This window comes from Fluviispira sanaruensis (genome assembly GCF_004295685.1).
GTDB lineage: Bacteria > Bdellovibrionota_B > Oligoflexia > Silvanigrellales > Silvanigrellaceae > Silvanigrella > Silvanigrella sanaruensis.
The window spans coordinates 2,722,428-2,737,955 of sequence record NZ_AP019368.1 but is presented as its reverse complement, the minus strand read 5'-3'; the positions used below and the strand labels follow the sequence as shown (position 1 = coordinate 2,737,955).

General features: G+C 43.1%; 24 protein-coding genes. All 24 read left to right on the top strand.

Translation table 11 applies throughout. The features are described from left to right. Positions 1-6 precede the first annotated feature (6 nt). Positions 7-4,194 carry a DNA-directed RNA polymerase subunit beta' gene (rpoC, locus tag EZS29_RS11545; RefSeq protein WP_130612870.1) on the top strand — a complete coding sequence of 1,396 codons (4,188 nt, stop codon included), beginning with the start codon at positions 7-9 and terminating at the stop codon, positions 4,192-4,194. 115 nt (positions 4,195-4,309) lie between these two features. Further along, positions 4,310-4,621 (top strand): 30S ribosomal protein S10, encoded by a 312-nt coding sequence (gene rpsJ, locus EZS29_RS11540; protein WP_130610705.1) that lies wholly within the window; start codon positions 4,310-4,312, stop codon positions 4,619-4,621. Positions 4,622-4,730: 109 nt separating this feature from the next. Further along, positions 4,731-5,282: a 50S ribosomal protein L3 gene (gene rplC / locus EZS29_RS11535; protein WP_130610702.1), complete on the top strand. Its 552-nt coding sequence runs from the start codon at positions 4,731-4,733 to the stop codon at positions 5,280-5,282. 27 nt (positions 5,283-5,309) lie between these two features. Further along, a complete protein-coding gene (rplD, locus tag EZS29_RS11530) occupies positions 5,310-5,906 on the top strand; it encodes a 50S ribosomal protein L4 (RefSeq protein ID WP_130610699.1) in 597 nt (198 codons plus the stop codon). A gap of 22 nt (positions 5,907-5,928) precedes the next feature. Beyond that, positions 5,929-6,255: a 50S ribosomal protein L23 gene (gene rplW / locus EZS29_RS11525; protein WP_172603914.1), complete on the top strand. Its 327-nt coding sequence runs from the start codon at positions 5,929-5,931 to the stop codon at positions 6,253-6,255. A gap of 63 nt (positions 6,256-6,318) precedes the next feature. Then, entirely contained in the window at positions 6,319-7,155 is an 837-nt protein-coding gene (rplB, locus tag EZS29_RS11520; protein WP_315861832.1) for a 50S ribosomal protein L2, read from the top strand. Between the two features lie 27 nt (positions 7,156-7,182). Next, positions 7,183-7,458 carry a 30S ribosomal protein S19 gene (gene rpsS, locus EZS29_RS11515; RefSeq protein ID WP_130610689.1) on the top strand — a complete coding sequence of 92 codons (276 nt, stop codon included), beginning with the start codon at positions 7,183-7,185 and terminating at the stop codon, positions 7,456-7,458. A 10-nt stretch (positions 7,459-7,468) separates the two neighbouring features. Beyond that, positions 7,469-7,792, top strand: a complete 324-nt coding sequence (locus tag EZS29_RS11510) for a large ribosomal subunit protein uL22 (protein ID WP_130610686.1) — start codon at positions 7,469-7,471, stop codon at positions 7,790-7,792. A 14-nt stretch (positions 7,793-7,806) separates the two neighbouring features. Then, positions 7,807-8,490 carry a 30S ribosomal protein S3 gene (gene rpsC, locus EZS29_RS11505; protein ID WP_130610683.1) on the top strand — a complete coding sequence of 228 codons (684 nt, stop codon included), beginning with the start codon at positions 7,807-7,809 and terminating at the stop codon, positions 8,488-8,490. A gap of 7 nt (positions 8,491-8,497) precedes the next feature. Beyond that, the gene (gene rplP / locus EZS29_RS11500; RefSeq protein WP_130610680.1) at positions 8,498-8,926 is read left to right on the top strand and encodes a 50S ribosomal protein L16; all 429 of its coding nucleotides are present in this window, start codon (positions 8,498-8,500) and stop codon (positions 8,924-8,926) included. Beyond that, entirely contained in the window at positions 8,923-9,114 is a 192-nt protein-coding gene (locus EZS29_RS11495) for a hypothetical protein (RefSeq protein WP_130610677.1), read from the top strand. The genes rplP and EZS29_RS11495 overlap by 4 nt, the downstream gene beginning before the upstream one ends. 13 nt (positions 9,115-9,127) lie before the next feature. After that, the gene (gene rpsQ / locus EZS29_RS11490) at positions 9,128-9,388 is read left to right on the top strand and encodes a 30S ribosomal protein S17 (protein WP_130610674.1); all 261 of its coding nucleotides are present in this window, start codon (positions 9,128-9,130) and stop codon (positions 9,386-9,388) included. A gap of 55 nt (positions 9,389-9,443) precedes the next feature. Next, on the top strand, positions 9,444-9,821 hold the full coding sequence (rplN, locus tag EZS29_RS11485) for a 50S ribosomal protein L14 (protein WP_130610671.1): 378 nt from the start codon (positions 9,444-9,446) through the stop codon (positions 9,819-9,821). Between the two features lie 114 nt (positions 9,822-9,935). Next, positions 9,936-10,463, top strand: coding sequence for a 50S ribosomal protein L5 (gene rplE / locus EZS29_RS11480; RefSeq protein WP_130612867.1), 528 nt, complete (start codon positions 9,936-9,938; stop codon positions 10,461-10,463). An 11-nt stretch (positions 10,464-10,474) separates the two neighbouring features. Then, positions 10,475-10,660, top strand: a complete 186-nt coding sequence (locus EZS29_RS11475; protein WP_130610668.1) for a type Z 30S ribosomal protein S14 — start codon at positions 10,475-10,477, stop codon at positions 10,658-10,660. A gap of 11 nt (positions 10,661-10,671) precedes the next feature. Beyond that, a complete protein-coding gene (rpsH, locus tag EZS29_RS11470) occupies positions 10,672-11,070 on the top strand; it encodes a 30S ribosomal protein S8 (protein WP_130610665.1) in 399 nt (132 codons plus the stop codon). Between the two features lie 26 nt (positions 11,071-11,096). Then, positions 11,097-11,636 carry a 50S ribosomal protein L6 gene (gene rplF / locus EZS29_RS11465; protein ID WP_130610662.1) on the top strand — a complete coding sequence of 180 codons (540 nt, stop codon included), beginning with the start codon at positions 11,097-11,099 and terminating at the stop codon, positions 11,634-11,636. 55 nt (positions 11,637-11,691) lie between these two features. Beyond that, the gene (gene rplR / locus EZS29_RS11460; RefSeq protein ID WP_130610658.1) at positions 11,692-12,054 is read left to right on the top strand and encodes a 50S ribosomal protein L18; all 363 of its coding nucleotides are present in this window, start codon (positions 11,692-11,694) and stop codon (positions 12,052-12,054) included. Positions 12,055-12,089: 35 nt separating this feature from the next. Then, the gene (rpsE, locus tag EZS29_RS11455) at positions 12,090-12,566 is read left to right on the top strand and encodes a 30S ribosomal protein S5 (protein ID WP_130612864.1); all 477 of its coding nucleotides are present in this window, start codon (positions 12,090-12,092) and stop codon (positions 12,564-12,566) included. A 16-nt stretch (positions 12,567-12,582) separates the two neighbouring features. Further along, positions 12,583-12,780 carry a 50S ribosomal protein L30 gene (gene rpmD / locus EZS29_RS11450; protein ID WP_130610654.1) on the top strand — a complete coding sequence of 66 codons (198 nt, stop codon included), beginning with the start codon at positions 12,583-12,585 and terminating at the stop codon, positions 12,778-12,780. Between the two features lie 10 nt (positions 12,781-12,790). Beyond that, complete coding sequence (gene rplO, locus EZS29_RS11445; RefSeq protein ID WP_130610650.1) at positions 12,791-13,210, top strand: 50S ribosomal protein L15; 420 nt, start codon at positions 12,791-12,793, stop codon at positions 13,208-13,210. Positions 13,211-13,217: 7 nt separating this feature from the next. Then, complete coding sequence (gene secY / locus EZS29_RS11440; protein WP_130610647.1) at positions 13,218-14,531, top strand: preprotein translocase subunit SecY; 1,314 nt, start codon at positions 13,218-13,220, stop codon at positions 14,529-14,531. Positions 14,532-14,544: 13 nt separating this feature from the next. Next, positions 14,545-15,207 (top strand): adenylate kinase family protein, encoded by a 663-nt coding sequence (locus tag EZS29_RS11435; protein ID WP_130610644.1) that lies wholly within the window; start codon positions 14,545-14,547, stop codon positions 15,205-15,207. A 74-nt stretch (positions 15,208-15,281) separates the two neighbouring features. Then, positions 15,282-15,527: a translation initiation factor IF-1 gene (gene infA, locus EZS29_RS11430; protein WP_130610641.1), complete on the top strand. Its 246-nt coding sequence runs from the start codon at positions 15,282-15,284 to the stop codon at positions 15,525-15,527. Position 15,528 lies beyond the last annotated feature (1 nt).

The window sequence follows — 15,528 nt, the reverse complement described above, 5'->3', positions numbered from 1 at the left end:
ATGAGTATGAATGAAGGTACCAAAGATGTTTACAGTTTCTTCGAAAAACCTGTAGATCCTTTGAATTTTAGTGCAGTAAAAATTGGTTTAGCTTCTCCTGAGCGCATCAGAAGTTGGTCTTATGGTGAAGTTAAAAAACCTGAAACAATCAACTACAGAACATTCAAGCCTGAACGTGACGGACTTTTCTGCGGAAAAATCTTCGGACCCGTTCGTGACTTCGAATGTATTTGTGGAAAATACAAACGTAAAAAACACCGCGGAACCGTCTGTGAAAAGTGCGGCGTGGAAGTTATTGAAAGCAAAGTGCGTCGCGAAAGACTCGGTCACATCAACTTGGCCAGTCCTGTTGCGCACATTTGGTTCTTAAAAAGTTTACCTTCCCGTATTGGCTGCGTTGTTGACATCTCGCTTAAAGACCTCGAAAAAGTTCTTTATTGCGAATCTTACATCGTGCTCGATCCAGGAACTTCCGATCTTAAAAAACATGAACTCATTTCAGAAGATCGTTTTGCTGCAAAAGTACGTGAACTCGGAAACAATGCTTTCCGTGTTGGTATTGGTGCCGATGCTCTTCTCGAAATGCTTCAATCCGTAGACGTCTTTGAGCTTGCTGAGCATCTCAAAGAGTCTCTATTGAACACAACCTCCGATGCCCAAAGCAAAAAGCTTATCAAAAGGCTGAAGGTTGTGGGTGCATTCACCATGAGTGACAACCGTCCTGAATGGATGATGTTGTCCGTTATCCCTGTGTTGCCTCCGGACCTGCGTCCGCTTGTGCCACTGGATGGTGGTCGCTTTGCGACTTCTGACCTCAACGACTTATACCGTCGTGTGATCAACCGTAACAATCGCTTGCTGCGTTTGATCGAGCTCAATGCGCCCGAAATTATCGTGCGCAACGAAAAACGTATGCTTCAAGAAGCTATCGATGCTCTCTTTGACAATGGTCGCCGTGGAAAAGTCTTCACGGGTCCTAACAAGCGTCCACTCCGTTCCCTCTCCGATATGTTGAAAGGGAAAGGCGGTCGTTTCCGTCAAAACTTGCTCGGTAAGCGCGTGGACTACTCAGGTCGTTCTGTAATTGTGGCTGGTCCAGAATTGCGTTTGCACCAATGCGGTCTGCCTAAGCTTATGGCTCTTGAAATGTTCAAACCTTTCCTCTTCAACAAACTTGAAGAAAGAGGCTATGTTTCAACAATCAAAAGTGCAAAGAAAATGGTGGAAAAGGAACGTCCAGAAGTATGGGATCTCCTTGAAGAATGTACAAAAGAACACCCTGTTCTTTTGAACCGTGCGCCAACATTGCACCGCCTTGGTATCCAGGCGTTCGAACCTGTGCTCATCGAAGGTAAGGCTATTCAGCTTCACCCATTGGTGTGTCAGGCGTTTAACGCGGACTTTGACGGTGATACGATGTGCGTTCACGTTCCACTCAGTCTCGAAGCTCAAATAGAAGCGCGTGTGCTTATGATGTCGACAAATAACATTTTGTCTCCTCAGCACGGAACGCCTATTATTGAGCCACGTAAAGACATCGTTCTTGGTCTTTACTATTTGACACGTGAAAATATCACTCTGCGTGGCGACAGCATGAAATTCTCCAGTCTTGAAGAAGTTCGTGTTGCCTATGATCACGGTTTTGTTGAGCTCCACACCCGTATTTTTGTGCGCGAGCACCAAGGTGACAAAGAGCTTGTGCAAACCACAGTGGGTCGTTGCCTCTTAAGAGAAGTGATTCCAGATAAAGTGCCTTTCTTTAAAAAGTACAACAAAGCCCTCGATCAAAAGGCTTTGGCTGTGCTTGTAAACGATACCTACCGTCTTTGCGGAGCAAAAGAGACTGTTCTCTTAGCCGATGCATTGCGTGAATTAGGTTATCGTTATGCAACAGAGTCGGGTATTTCTATCGCAATTAAAGACATGATGATTCCAAAAGAGAAAACAAAGCTCTTGGATGAAGCATACAGTGAAGTTAAAGAAGTTCGTGAACAATACGCAGAAGGTCTTATTACAGAAGGTGAACGTCACAATAAAGTAATTGACATCTGGTCACGTGTTCAGGACGAAATCACCGTAAAAATGTTGAAGCAGCTTGAAACACAAAAAGCAGTCAACCAAAAAGGTGAAGAAGTTAGAATTCAATCCTTTAACTCTCTTTACATGATGGCCGACTCTGGAGCCCGTGGTTCCAAGCAACAGATGCGTCAGCTCGCTGGGATGAAGGGTCTCGTTGCGAAAGCAACAGGTGAGATTATCGAAACTCCAGTGACTTCTAACTTGCGCGAAGGATTCACAATTCTTCAGTACTTCATCAACACTCACGGTGCGCGTAAAGGTCTTGCCGATACAGCTCTTAAAACAGCTTCTTCAGGTTACCTCACACGTCAGTTAGTGGATGTTGCACAAGATACCATCATTTCCGAAACAGACTGTGGAACTCTCGACGGAGTTGAAATCACTTCTGTGGTTGAAGGTGGAGAAGTAATCCAACGCGTTGGAAACCGTACGCTTGGAAGAACATCTCTTTATGACATCAAGAACCGTGCAACCGGCGAAGTGATTGTCAAAGCAAACGAAGAAATCAATGAAGAAGCGGTTATCCGCCTCGATCAGGCTAAAATTGACCGTGTCTATGTGCGTTCTGTTTTAACTTGTCGTACCCGCCGTGGCGTTTGTGCAAAATGCTACGGTCGTGACCTTGCGACAGGTAACCTCGTGAACGTAGGTGAAGCGGTCGGTGTAATTGCAGCTCAGTCTATTGGTGAGCCTGGAACTCAGTTAACAATGCGTACGTTCCACTCGGGTGGTACTGCGACAACTCAATCCCAAGCTTCTTCTTATGAAGCGAAGGCAGAGGGTACTGTTCAGCTTTCCAATGTCAGCCTCGTAAAAGGGCGTTCTGAATGGGACACTGCAATGGGCCGTAATGGTGAAGTTATTGTTTATGACCTTGATGGTATTGAACGTGACCGCCATTCTATTCCATATGGTTCTAAAGTCTTTGTAAAAGATGGAGCGAGTGTAAAAGTAGGTACCATGCTTATTGAATGGGATCCGCACTCTGTTGTCATCGTTTCCGAAGTTCCTGGTAAAGTTAAGTTCCAAGACCTTTTCGAAGGTGTATCTGTCGAAGAACGTACTGACGAAGTAACTGGTTTGACCCGTCGTGTTGTTATTGAAAACAAAGACACAAAAATCAAACCTGCAATCGTTGTAACCGACTCTTCTGGCACTGCTATTCGAATTACAGAAACCCGTGATGCGCGTTACCCGCTTCCAAGTGGTGCGACTATCATGTTTGCGGATGGGGATATGGTTTATCCTGGTGATGTTCTTGCTAAAATTCCTCGTGAACAGGCAAAAACAAAAGATATTACCGGTGGTCTTCCACGCGTTGCTGAGCTTTTCCTTGCTCAAAAACGCAGAACCTTTGCGATTATCTCTGAAATTGATGGTTTTGTTTCCTTTGGTGCAGATATCAAAGGTAAAAGACGTGTTGTCGTCAATCCAGAAATGGGTGGCGGAGACAGCCGTGAGTATCTCATTCCAAAGGGACGCCACGTTGTTGTAACCGAAGGCGACTTTATTCGTGCGGGTGAGCCTCTTGTTGATGGTCCATTGAACCCACATGACATCTTAAAAGTTCTTGGTGAAAAAGCCTTGGCGAGTTACCTTGTTTCTGAAATCCAAGCAGTCTATAAGCTGCAAGGTGTGAACATCGACGATAAGCATATTGAAATTATCGTTAAGCAAATGCTCCGTCGTGTTCGTATTAAGGATCCAGGGGATACTGAATTTTTACCTGCAGCGCAGATCGAAAAATGGACTTTTGAAGAGCAAAACGAACTTGCTATGCAAAGAGGAGCGCGTCCAGCAACAGCTGAACCTCTTCTCCTTGGTATTGCGAGAGCGGCATCTTCAACAGAATCATTTATCTCAGCAGCATCTTTCCAAGAGACAACAAGAGTGCTTACAGAAGCGGCTCTTGCTGGACGCAAGGATCTTTTGCGTGGCCTCAAAGAAAATGTCATCATGGGTCGTTTGATTCCTGCTGGAACAGGTGTGAACTACTACAACAATCTCGATATGTTTGTTGAAGGTCAGAGTCTCGATGCTGAAGCCATTATCGAGGCTTCGATACCACAAGTTGTTGCACGCCTTGGGACAGGTTCGCATCACCAAATGAGATAAGCAATTTTAACCTGTTCGGTATGTTTAGATATTGCTTAAATTTTATAAATTTTGCTTGACAGTGGGCGTCGTTCTACGTTACGAATCGACGCCCAACGGTTTGGAGTGTAATTGAATGGAAAGCCAAAAAATCCGTATTCGTCTCAAGGGCTATGATGTATCTCTGGTTGACCAGAGCGTAGCTCAAATTATTAACAAGGCAAAAGGCACAGGAGCTAAAATAGCTGGTCCTGTTCCAATGCCAACAATTATTAATCGTTATACAGTATTGAGATCTCCGCACGTAGACAAAAAGTCTCGTGAGCAGTTCGAAATCCGCACGCACCGTCGTTTGATCGACCTTCTCGAGCCAAAACAACAAACTGTTGATGGCCTTATGAAGCTCGACCTCGCAGCTGGTGTTGATGTAGAAATCAATCTTTACTAATAATCGATTTTTATTGATTTATTTAATTATACTTTCTGACTTTATGTTAGAAAGTTTTAACAACAAGCTGGCGCTGTGATTTATCGCATCCAGCAGGAGTTAAAGTCATATGGTACGTTATGCTTTTAGCAAAGTTGGCATGACTAGTGCATTTACGCAGATTGGCGCAGCTCAAGGCGTAACTGTATTAAAAATGCAGCCAGCTAAGGTTGTAAGACACGAGAAATTGGCGAATGGCCAAGTCGTTGTCGTTGTTGAATACGAAACTGGTCACAAGAATAAACTAGTTCGTGGATGGGTTGTAGAAAATCCTGCTGAATTTGAAGTAGGCTCACCTCTTAAAGCTCCTTCTCTCACTGTCGGACAAAAATTAAAAATTACTGGCTTTTCAAAAGGTCGCGGTTTTCAAGACGCTATGACTCGTCATGGTTTTGGAGGCGGTCCTGCGAGCCATGGTAGCCGTTTTCATAGATCTCCTGGTTCTATCGGTATGCGTACTGAACCTGGTCGCGTTATGAAAGGCAAAAAAATGCCAGGCCAAGACGGTAATGTACAAGTAACTCTCCGCAATGTTCAGGTTGCTTACTGGTCTCATGAAGAGTCAATTATGGCTGTCGTAGGCGGTGTTCCTGGTGCACGCGGCGGTATGGTATTTGTTTAAATTTAAGTTTTGGGAAGGGATAGCAAAATGTTGTCTAAAATAGAAAACCTTCCAGAGAGTTTGGTTAGCTACGCTGACCGTAATAAAGGCACTCTCTGGCAAGTTGTTAAGGCTTACAGAGCCAACCAAAGACAAGGTACTGTTGGCGTTAAAACACGCGCAATGGTTAAGTCCACTGGTAAAAAGCCTTATAAGCAAAAGAAAACAGGTAGCGCGCGTCGCGGTTCTTTCGTTGCTCCACTCCATGTTGGTGGTGGTGTAGCTCATGGACCAAAAGCACGTGACTATCGTCAAGCGATTCCATTGAAAATGAGTCGCGTGGCTCTTGGAATTGCAATTTCTGAGCGTGTTAAATCTGGTAAAGTTTTCGTTGGCGCACTTGATTTCGCAAGTGGAAAAACAAAAGACGCAGCAACTGTACTAAAAAGCGTTGCTGATTTCACAGGGAATACTTTGGTTTGCCTCAGTAATCCAAGTGAAAACACAATCCGTGCTCTTCGCAACATTCGCGGCGTGCACCTTGTGAGCCCAGAGCAAGTGAATGCATTCACTGTTCTTCAAGCGCGCAGTCTTGTTGCAAGTCCAGAAGCGTTCAAAGTTCTTGAATCAAGACTTGCAGACTGAATTTTGAAGAAAGGAAATGAACATGCGTTCAGATTATGTTATTAAAGGTTCAATTTTAAGCGAAAAATCATACGGTCTTTTAGAAAGTAAGGTTTACACACTTAAAGTTGATCTTAAAGCTACAAAAACAGATATCAAAGCAGCTGTTAAAGATGTATTTGGTGTTGACGTTGTAGATGTAAATACTTCTATTTTACGTGGAAGAGTTGTTCGTAAAGCTCGTTCTAAAAAAAGTGGTGCTGTTGAAGTTAAGCTTCCTAACATCAAGAAGGCGTTCATTCGTCTTAAAGATGGTCAAGAGCTTCCAGCTCCAGTCGTAGCCGCTCCAGCTGATGCTGCTGCAGAATAAGCTTCTTCGGTTTTGTTGGTGTTTTTTTAGTGCGCGGAAAAATCCTCGAATTATCGCGCAAGGATGAGGAAAATGGGAATCAGACAATTAAGGCCATATACGGCCACAACAAGAACACAGAGTTATATTAACTACAGAGAAGTTCTTACGACTGATACTCCTTACAAGCCTCTCTTGGCTGCAAAGCCTCGTAAGGCTGGTCGTAATAACAACGGCCGTATTACTGTTCGCCATCACGGCGGTGGTAATAAGGTAAAATACCGTGTTATCGATTGGAAAAGATCTCGTAAAGACGTCGAAGGTGTAGTAACTTCTGTCGAGTACGATCCAAATCGTACTGCATTTATTTCCTTAATTAAGTTCGTTGATGGAGATCGTCGCTACGCTCTCGCAACAGATGGCGTTAAGGTTGGTACAAAAGTTATCGCTTCAGGCGAAGCAGATATCAAAGCTGGCAACAGTCTTCCGCTCAAGAAAATTCCAGCGGGTACAGTTGTTCACAGTATTGAAATGCGTCCTGGGGCAGGTGCAAAGCTTGTTCGTAGTGCGGGCGCTTCTGCAACCTTAGTTGGTCGCGTAGAGCAATATGCTCAAATCCGTATGCCATCTGGGGAACTTCGTCTTATACCTGAAGATTGCTATGCGACTATCGGTACCGTTTCCAACGCGGATCATATGAATGTATCCCTTGGAAAAGCTGGCCGTAATCGTTGGAAAGGTGTTCGCCCAACTGTTCGTGGTGTCGCTATGAACCCTGTAGACCATCCAATGGGTGGTGGTGAAGGCCGTACAAGTGGTGGTCGTCATCCATGTTCTCCATGGGGTCAATTGTCTAAGGGTTATAAAACTCGCAAGGTTAAACCGAGCGATAAGTTTATCGTAAGCCGTCGTAAGAAATAATTTTCGAATTGGTTAAGAGGTAAAAGCATGCCACGTTCGTTGAAAAAGGGTCCTTTTGTTGACTCCTATCTGTTCAAAGCAGCAGAAAAGAACAAAGGTGCCGCTAAGGTTATTAAAACTTGGAGTCGCCGTTCAACAATTCTTCCTGATTTTGTTGGATTAACTTTTGCAGTTCACAATGGAAAGAAATTCGTTCCAGTTTATGTGAACGAAAACATGGTAGGACACAAGCTTGGTGAGTTTGCGCCAACTCGTACTTTCCATGGTCATGGTGCGGATAAAAAAGCCGCTAAGAAAAAGTAAGAGGTAAGTTATGGACGCAAAAGCAACACACTATGCTGCAAAGTGTACTGCACGTAAAGCTAGATTGTTAAGGCCAATGATTATTGGCAAAACTGTTCCACAGGCTATAGCAATCCTTTCTGTTGAAAGACGCTCTGGTTCTGTTGCTGCCGTAAAGCTCATTCGCTCTGCGTTGGCTCAGCTTCCTGAAAATAGCGCTGTAAACACTGTAATTAGTGATTTTGTAGTGAATGAAGGTCCACGCCGTCGCATGTTTATGCCACGCGCTCAAGGACGTGCAACGCCAATTCTTAAAAAGACGTCGCACTTAACTATTCGTCTTAAACTTAATTAACAGAGGGTACAGCAGTGGGTCAGAAAGTACATCCAATTGGTTTGAGACTTGGAATCAACAAGACTTGGGATTCTCGCTGGTTTAGTAAGCGCGAATTCGCAAAAAATCTTAATGAAGACTTGAATGTTCGCAAGTTCATCTCAAAAAAATATTCAGAAGCAGGCGTCGCTCGTGTTGAAATCGAACGCGCTGCTAAACAAGTAGTTGTTAAAGTTTACACAGCTAAACCTGGTAAACTTATTGGCAAGCAAGGTAAGGGAATTGAGCTTCTTCGTGATGAAGTAAGAACAGTTCTTAAAACGAACGACAAGAATATCAAAGTTGATGTTTTTGAAGTAAAGAGTCCTGATACAAATGCACAACTCGCTGCATTTAACGTTGCTCAACAGCTTGAAAAACGCGTTTCCTTCAGAAGAGCTATGAAGAAGGTTATGCAACAAGCTATGAAAGCTGGCGGAAAAGGTATCAAGATTCGCGTAGCAGGTCGTTTGAATGGAGCTGAAATGGCTCGTACAGAATGGTATATGGAAGGACGCGTTCCTCTTCATACTCTTCGTGCAGACATCGACTACGGCACTTCTGAAGCGTTGACAACCTATGGTCTCATTGGGGTTAAGGTTTGGTTATTTAAGGGTGAAGTTTTTGGAAAAACAGCTAGCTCTGCTGTTAGTACCAAGAATTTGCGCAATGAGGAGTAATTAGAATATGTTAGCTCCAAAAAAAGTAAAGTTTCGTAAATCTCACAAAGGTCGTATCAAAGGTATTGCAGACCGCTGCAATAGCGTAGATTTTGGAGATTTTGCTCTTCAGGCTGTAGAACCAGGGAAACTTGAAGCTCGTCAGATCGAAGCAAGTCGAATTGCCTTGACTCGCCACATAAAGCGTGGTGGAAAGGTTTGGATTCGTGTGTTTCCAGATAAGCCAATCACTAAGAAACCTGCTGAAACACGTATGGGTTCTGGTAAAGGTGGTTTGGATCGTTGGGTTTGTCCTATTCGCTCCGGTCGAGTTATTTTTGAAATTCAGGGCGTTCCAGCAAACCTTGCTCAAGAGGCTTTCGAGCTGGCTGCGGCTAAGCTTCCATTCAAAACTCGTATGATGAGCAGAAGTGATAAGGTTTGGGAAAATCAATGAAAAAACAAAAAAAGTTTGCTGATTTGAATTCAAGTGATGCATCCACTAAGCACACTGAGCTTGTTAAAGAGCTCGTGAAGTTTAGAGTTTCCATGGATCCTGCTCTCATTTCGAATGCGGGTGGTATTGCAGGGCTGAGAAGAGATCTTAAAATCGTTTCTCGTAAAAAAGCACAATCCGCTAAATAATTGGGGTAATATCATGGAAAATGCAAAAATCACAAAAAATCCTATCAGAGGTCGTGTTGTTGCGGTTTCAAAAGACACAAAGACAGTAAAAGTGGAAGTTCCACGTGTTGTTCCTAACGGAACATACGGCAAACGCCTTCACTTACACACATCTGTTTTTGCAGATACATCCGGAATTGCAGATGTAGTTGTTGGCAAAGATGTTGATATTTTGCCATGCAGTCGTGTTTCTAAGAGTAAATCTTGGAAAATTGTTTCTGTTGTTAGTCGCTAAGATAGCAACATTGTAAGATAGTTTCTATTTTCTTTCTCATTTAATGGGGTGTATCGTGATTCAGCCAGAATCTATCCTGGTAGCAGCCGATAATAGCGGGGCGCGTACTCTCAATGTCATTCGTGTTATGGGTGGTTCTTTCCGCCGTTATGCACGTGTTGGCGATTTGATTGTAGTCTCCGTACGGGATGCTGTGCCTGGTGGGCGTGTTAAGAAAGGCGAAGTACACAAGGCAATTGTGGTTCGTTGTAAGAAAGAAGTTTCGAGAGCTGATGGGTCTCGAATTCGTTTTGATGAAAATGCTGCTGTTCTTGTAAAAATTGTCAAAAATGAAAAGGAGCCCGTTGGTACCCGTATTTTCGGACCAATCGCTCGTGAATTAAGACAACGTAATTGTGGCAAGATTATCAGCTTGGCTCCGGAGGTTCTATAATCCATGGCAAGCGAAAAAAATCAGGCAGGTAAAAAACCTACTGGCAAAAAAGGCGCTGATTACGGCGCAGTAGTGGTTCGCGGTGAGCACTCAAAAGGTGTAAAACCAAGATTCATGGCAAAGTTCAACGACAAAGTTTTACCAGAACTTAAAAAGCGTCATTCCGAAAAGAATGTTATGGAGCTTCCTAAGATCGTAAAAATCGTTGTCAATACCTGCCAAGGCGAAGCTACTCAGAATATTAAAGCTCTTGAAGCAGCTGCTGCTGAGCTTGAATTAATTACTGGCCAAAAGTCTGTAATTACTCGTGCTAAAAAATCTATTGCGACATTTAAACTTCGCGCAGGAATGCCAATTGGCGCTTCTGTTACTCTTCGCAAAGAGCGCATGTTTGAATTCTATGACAAGCTCGTTTCGGTAGCGCTACCTCGCGTACGTGACTTCCGTGGTGTTTCGTCAAATAGTTTTGATGGTCGTGGTAATTATTCTCTTGGCATCCGCGAACAGATTATCTTTCCAGAAATCGAAGCGGATAAAGTAGATAAAACTCGTGGTTTGAGTATCACAATTGTGACATCTGCGAAAACAGATGAAGAAGCGCGTGAACTTCTTACTCTCCTTGATATGCCGTTTAGAAAGTAAAAGGGGAAGCTGTGGCTCGTTTAGCTATGATTAATAAGGCAAATAAAAAAGCCAAATTTTCTACGCGTCAGCACAACCGCTGCAATCAATGCGGTCGTCCTCGCGCATATTACAGAGATTTTGGTTTATGTCGTATTTGCTTACGTAAAAACGCCCTTTCCGGTCAAATTCCTGGAATGGTCAAGGCTAGTTGGTGAGGTGAATAAAAATGTACGTTACTGATCCAATTGCTGATATGTTAACACGTATCCGTAATGCTACAAATGCAGGACTTAAGTATACAACTGTTCCTGCAAGCACAATAAAAATTGAAATTACAAAAATCTTGGAAGCAGAAGGACTCATTCGTGGGTACCGTCTCATCAAGGATAACGGTCAAGGCAAAATTAAGATCGCTATGAAATACACAGAAGCTGGTTTACCAGCAATCCGTGGAATGACTCGCGTTTCTAAGCCTGGTTGCCGTGTGTACAAAGGTGTATCTGATCTTCCTAGAATTCGTGGTGGTCTTGGTTTCGCAATTCTTACGACTCCTAAAGGTGTTCTTACAAGCAAAACGGCTCGTCAAGAACGCGTAGGCGGCGAAGTTTTAGCGTATATTTGGTAACTTTCGAGGACTTTTAGGAGGCTTCTATGTCAAGAGTTGGTAAGCAGCCAATTAAAATTCCTTCGGGAGTAACCGTAAAACTAAACGGCACTATTCTCGAAGTGAATGGACCAAAAGGGATCATGAAGCGTGATACCCTTGGTCGTGTTTCTGTCGCTCAACAAGGTAGCGAAGTTGTTGTTTCTGCAAGCACTGGTGAAAACAGTGCTGCATACTGGGGTCTTTACAGAACCCTTCTTTCCAACATGGTTCAAGGTGTATCTGCTGGTTTCAGCAAATCCCTTGAAATTCAAGGAACTGGCTACCGTGCAAACATGGCTGGCAAAGTGTTGAATCTCACTGTTGGTTTTTCTCACCCTGTGAATATCGATCCCCCTGCTGGAATCACTTTCGAAGTGGACAAGGCTGGTAAGGTGAGCATTTCTGGTGTGGATAAAGAACTTGTTGGTCAAATGGCTGCTAAAGTACGTTCCGTACGTCCAGCAGAACCATACCAAGGCAAGGGTATTCGTTATTCTGGCGAAGTGATTGCAACTAAGGTTGGTAAATCTGCAGGTAAGAAATAATTAACTTGCTTATTTTTAGTGTTTTCTGTATGTGAGCAGAAAACCAGGAGATTTTATGTATCGTATTATTAATCGTAGACGAGTTAGACAATTGCGTAAGATGCGTTTCTGGCGCCGTCGCTCAACTGATTTAACAAAGCCACGTCTTTGTATTTTCAGAAGCAGTCGTCATATTCAGGCTCAAGTTATAGATGATGCAAAAGGCGTTGTTCTTGCATGTGCTAGTTCTATTGAAGCAGATGTTAAATCGACTGGCCTTCGCGGCAAAACAATGGCTGTTAAAGTTGGTGCCCTTGTTGCTGAGAGAGCAAAAAGCGCAGGCGTAACTTCTGTTGTGTTTGATAGAAACGGTTTCACGTATCATGGGCGCGTTCAAGTTCTTGCTGACTCCGCTCGTGAAGCTGGTCTTCAATTCTAAGAACTTGACTTTGTAAGGATGAGCATAAAATGCAAATGAATAAAGAAGAGCAGAAGAAAGATCGCTTTGAAGATCGAGTTGTAAGCGTTTCTCGCGTATCAAAAACTGTTAAAGGTGGTAGACGCATGAGCTTCTCAGCTCTTGTTGTTGTTGGTGACCGTCAAGGTACAGTTGGTTATGGTCTTGGAAAAGCTGCTGAAGTTCCTGAAGCAGTGAGAAAAGCAGTAGCTCAAGCAAAAAAATCACTTATTACTGTTCCAATGGAAAAGCAAACTATTCCATTTGTTGTGAACGCAAAATTTGGTGCTAGCCACCTTCTTTTGAGTCCAGCAACAGAAGGTTCTGGTATTGTTGCCGGAAGTTCAGTGCGTGCGGTTGCAGAGCTCGCTGGTATTCCTAATATCATGGCTAAAATTCAAGGAAGTCGTAATCCTCATAATGTTGTTAAGGCTGCCTTCAAGGGCCTTAAACAGCTTTCGACTACCGAAGAATACTTAAGAGCTCGTAAGTAAAAAGGGTCTCTCAAAAATGAAAACTATAGAAACCAAAAATATTAAAGTGACATTGCTCCGTAGTTTTGCGGGTCGTAATGAATCACAGCGCAAAACCCTAGTTTCACTTGGTCTTTCTAAGATTGGTTCTTCACGCGTATTACCAAACGTGAATCCAATCCTTGGCCAGGTCAACAAGGTAATTCAGTTTATCAGAGTTGAGCCAGCTGAGTAAGGAGTAAAACGTGAGAATAGAAGAACTTCGCCCAAATCCGGGCGCAAGAAAAGATAGACGCCGTTTAGGCAGAGGCCCAGGTAGTGGACTCGGTAAAACAGGTGGACGCGGTGGTAAAGGCCAAACAGCTCGTTCTGGTTCAAGCATTCGTCCTGGTTTCGAAGGGGGTCAAACTCCTCTTTACCGTAGAATTCCAAAACGTGGGTTCAAGAACGTGTGCGCTATCGAGGTAGAGTCCTTAAATTTAAAAGATTCTAGCCAATATATTGAAAATGGCATTTTAGATGGCAAAGGTTTTAACGCCTCTGGTATTGCAAAATTACTCTCCATGGGAGATGTTCCTGCAGAGCTTCGTTCTGTAAGAAATTTTGCTATGTCCGCTGGAGCTCGTGAAAAACTAGTGGCAAAAGGTGTAACTATCGAGGAGTAAGCAGGGGATGCCTCAGGGAAGTGGCTGGACAGATAATGTCCTTGTAAAGCGTTTGTTGTTTACATTGTTAGCACTTCTCGTGTTCCGATTTGGAGTGCACATTCCAATTCCAGGTATCGATGCCAAAGAACTTGCTCTCTTTGCAAGCCAGCAAGGCGCAGGGCTGCTGAAGATATTCAATATGTTTTCAGGTGGTGCTCTGAGCCACTTTTCTATTTTTAGCCTTGCAGTTATGCCTTACATATCTGCGAGCATTATCATCCAATTGATGACAGTGGTTGTTCCTGCATTGGAGCAAATGCAAAAAGATGGTGGTGTTGGCCGGCAGAAGATGACTCGTATAACGCGGGCACTTGCGGTGCTTTTAGCGCTTGTACAAGGTTATCTCTTAGCAGCAGGTTTAGAAGCTTCCCGTGGTCCTGGTGGTGGAATGATAGTTCTTGATCCTGGTCTGTCGTTTAGGCTCTTGTCTTGTGTACTTATGGCAGCTGGTAGTTGTTTTGTAATGTGGTTAGGTGAGCAAATCACTGATAAAGGCATTGGGAATGGCATAAGCCTTCTCATCTTTGCTGGTATCGTTGCTTATTTACCGTCTTCTGCAAGCACAATTGTTGAAATGGTCAAGCAGAATAGTGGTGCGTTTGTGGGTGCCCTTGGCATCATCGGATTTGCCCTTGTTCTTGTTTTTGCTGTTACATTTTTTGAGCAAAGCTATAGAAAAGTTCCAATCCACTATGCAAAGCGTCTTGTTGGCAAGAGAGTGATGTCTGCACAGTCAACACACTTACCGTTGAAAGTTAATATGGCTGGTATTATGGCTGCAATTTTTGCATCTACATTATTAGCTGTACCAGCAACATTTTTAAGTTTTGGAAATTCGTCTGGGAATATTTGGCTCGCTGATTTTTTACCAGGCCATTGGCTATATAATGCTGCCTTTGTAATTTTAGGTCTCTTTTTCTCATTTTTCTATGCATCTATCGTCTTTAAATCCGATGATGTAGCCGAAAACCTAAAAAAACAAAACGCATATATTCCAGGAGTTCGTCCTGGGAGTGAGACTGCTGAGGCTCTTGATACTGTTGTTTCTCGTTTGACGTTTGCTGGAGCGGTTTACATGAATCTTATTGTGGTCGTTCCTTCTCTCGTTGGTGGGACCTTCTCTCAGCAAATGACCTTTGGAGGAACTTCTCTTTTGATTGTTGTGGGTGTTGCACTTGAGGCTATTCGCCAAGTGAGAGCACAACTTGCGACTCAAAAATATGATTTTCTGATTTTCCCTTCTCATTCGCGAGATACCGCAAATGATACAAGGCTATGAAACAGGATTGTAAATGAAGGTAATCATTTTTCTAGGTCCTCCAGGCGTTGGTAAGGGGACTCAGTGTTCTCTTCTCAGTTCACGTTTGGGAGTGAAGCATATTTCTACAGGCGCAATCATACGCCAAGAAATAGCATCCGAATCCGCACTCGGGTTGAAAGTCAAAGGTATTGTTGAGTCTGGCCATCTCATAGATGATAAGTCGATGTTTTTGTGTCTTGAAAATGCTCTGTCCTCAATGACATTAAATCAAAACGACATAGTTTTGATGGATGGCATTCCAAGAAATCTTTCACAAGCAAAAGAATTTGATAGTCTTTTGAGTAAATTTTCAAGCAAGGTTGATCTAGTTTTATCACTGACAGCCGATCTGGAAAAATTAGTGGAGCGTTTCGAAAGAAGATGGACTTGTTCGGCATGCGGCAAGGTCGATTCTATTGTGGCTCATACAGATATCTCAAAGTATTCTTGTGTGAGTTGCGGCAAGTTAGGTTCAATGTTCCGTCGCAAGGACGATGAACCTGAGACAGTACGGCGTCGCTTTACTGTTTACCAGCAGGAAACCTTCCCTTTAGTTTCGTACTATGCGGATAGGAAATTATTAAGTATTGTTGATGGGTTAAAGTCTCCCGAAATTGTTTATGCTGAAATTGTATCAATTTTAATGAGAAAATGAAGATTGGTCTTGATTTAAGCAGCAATTTGAGATACCCAATAACGCTCTTTGTTCTCATTGGAGTATGATTGTAAATGTCTGAACGTGATGAAAAGCCTAAGAAGGTAGAGTTGGAAGGGATAATCGCTGAAAAGCTACCCAACAATTTGTTTATAGTAGAACTCGAAAATAGTCTCAAGGTTTTAGCCTATGTCTCTGGAAAGATGAAAATGAATTGCATCAATATATTGCCCAGTGATAGAGTTACAGTCCTACTAGATCCCAATGATAAAACAAAAGATGGAAGATTTAGGGCTAGAATCACTTATAGAGCTAAATAAT

What these genes read in the sequence shown, in the direction of transcription:
- rpsJ (WP_130610705.1), top strand. Translation starts at nt 4,310, where the DNA reads ATGGAAAGCCAAAAAATCCGTATTCGTCTCAAGGGCTATGATGTATCT.
- rpoC (WP_130612870.1), top strand. Translation starts at nt 7, where the DNA reads ATGAATGAAGGTACCAAAGATGTTTACAGTTTCTTCGAAAAACCTGTA.
- rplP (WP_130610680.1), top strand. Translation starts at nt 8,498, where the DNA reads ATGTTAGCTCCAAAAAAAGTAAAGTTTCGTAAATCTCACAAAGGTCGT.
- infA (WP_130610641.1), top strand. Translation starts at nt 15,282, where the DNA reads ATGTCTGAACGTGATGAAAAGCCTAAGAAGGTAGAGTTGGAAGGGATA.
- rplB (WP_315861832.1), top strand. Translation starts at nt 6,319, where the DNA reads ATGAGGAAAATGGGAATCAGACAATTAAGGCCATATACGGCCACAACA.
- rplD (WP_130610699.1), top strand. Translation starts at nt 5,310, where the DNA reads ATGTTGTCTAAAATAGAAAACCTTCCAGAGAGTTTGGTTAGCTACGCT.
- EZS29_RS11435 (WP_130610644.1), top strand. Translation starts at nt 14,545, where the DNA reads ATGAAGGTAATCATTTTTCTAGGTCCTCCAGGCGTTGGTAAGGGGACT.
- EZS29_RS11495 (WP_130610677.1), top strand. Translation starts at nt 8,923, where the DNA reads ATGAAAAAACAAAAAAAGTTTGCTGATTTGAATTCAAGTGATGCATCC.
- rplE (WP_130612867.1), top strand. Translation starts at nt 9,936, where the DNA reads ATGGCAAAGTTCAACGACAAAGTTTTACCAGAACTTAAAAAGCGTCAT.
- rpsQ (WP_130610674.1), top strand. Translation starts at nt 9,128, where the DNA reads ATGGAAAATGCAAAAATCACAAAAAATCCTATCAGAGGTCGTGTTGTT.
- rplC (WP_130610702.1), top strand. Translation starts at nt 4,731, where the DNA reads ATGGTACGTTATGCTTTTAGCAAAGTTGGCATGACTAGTGCATTTACG.
- rpsS (WP_130610689.1), top strand. Translation starts at nt 7,183, where the DNA reads ATGCCACGTTCGTTGAAAAAGGGTCCTTTTGTTGACTCCTATCTGTTC.
- rplF (WP_130610662.1), top strand. Translation starts at nt 11,097, where the DNA reads ATGTCAAGAGTTGGTAAGCAGCCAATTAAAATTCCTTCGGGAGTAACC.
- rplR (WP_130610658.1), top strand. Translation starts at nt 11,692, where the DNA reads ATGTATCGTATTATTAATCGTAGACGAGTTAGACAATTGCGTAAGATG.
- rpmD (WP_130610654.1), top strand. Translation starts at nt 12,583, where the DNA reads ATGAAAACTATAGAAACCAAAAATATTAAAGTGACATTGCTCCGTAGT.
- rplW (WP_172603914.1), top strand. Translation starts at nt 5,929, where the DNA reads ATGCGTTCAGATTATGTTATTAAAGGTTCAATTTTAAGCGAAAAATCA.
- secY (WP_130610647.1), top strand. Translation starts at nt 13,218, where the DNA reads ATGCCTCAGGGAAGTGGCTGGACAGATAATGTCCTTGTAAAGCGTTTG.
- EZS29_RS11510 (WP_130610686.1), top strand. Translation starts at nt 7,469, where the DNA reads ATGGACGCAAAAGCAACACACTATGCTGCAAAGTGTACTGCACGTAAA.
- rpsE (WP_130612864.1), top strand. Translation starts at nt 12,090, where the DNA reads ATGAATAAAGAAGAGCAGAAGAAAGATCGCTTTGAAGATCGAGTTGTA.
- rpsH (WP_130610665.1), top strand. Translation starts at nt 10,672, where the DNA reads ATGTACGTTACTGATCCAATTGCTGATATGTTAACACGTATCCGTAAT.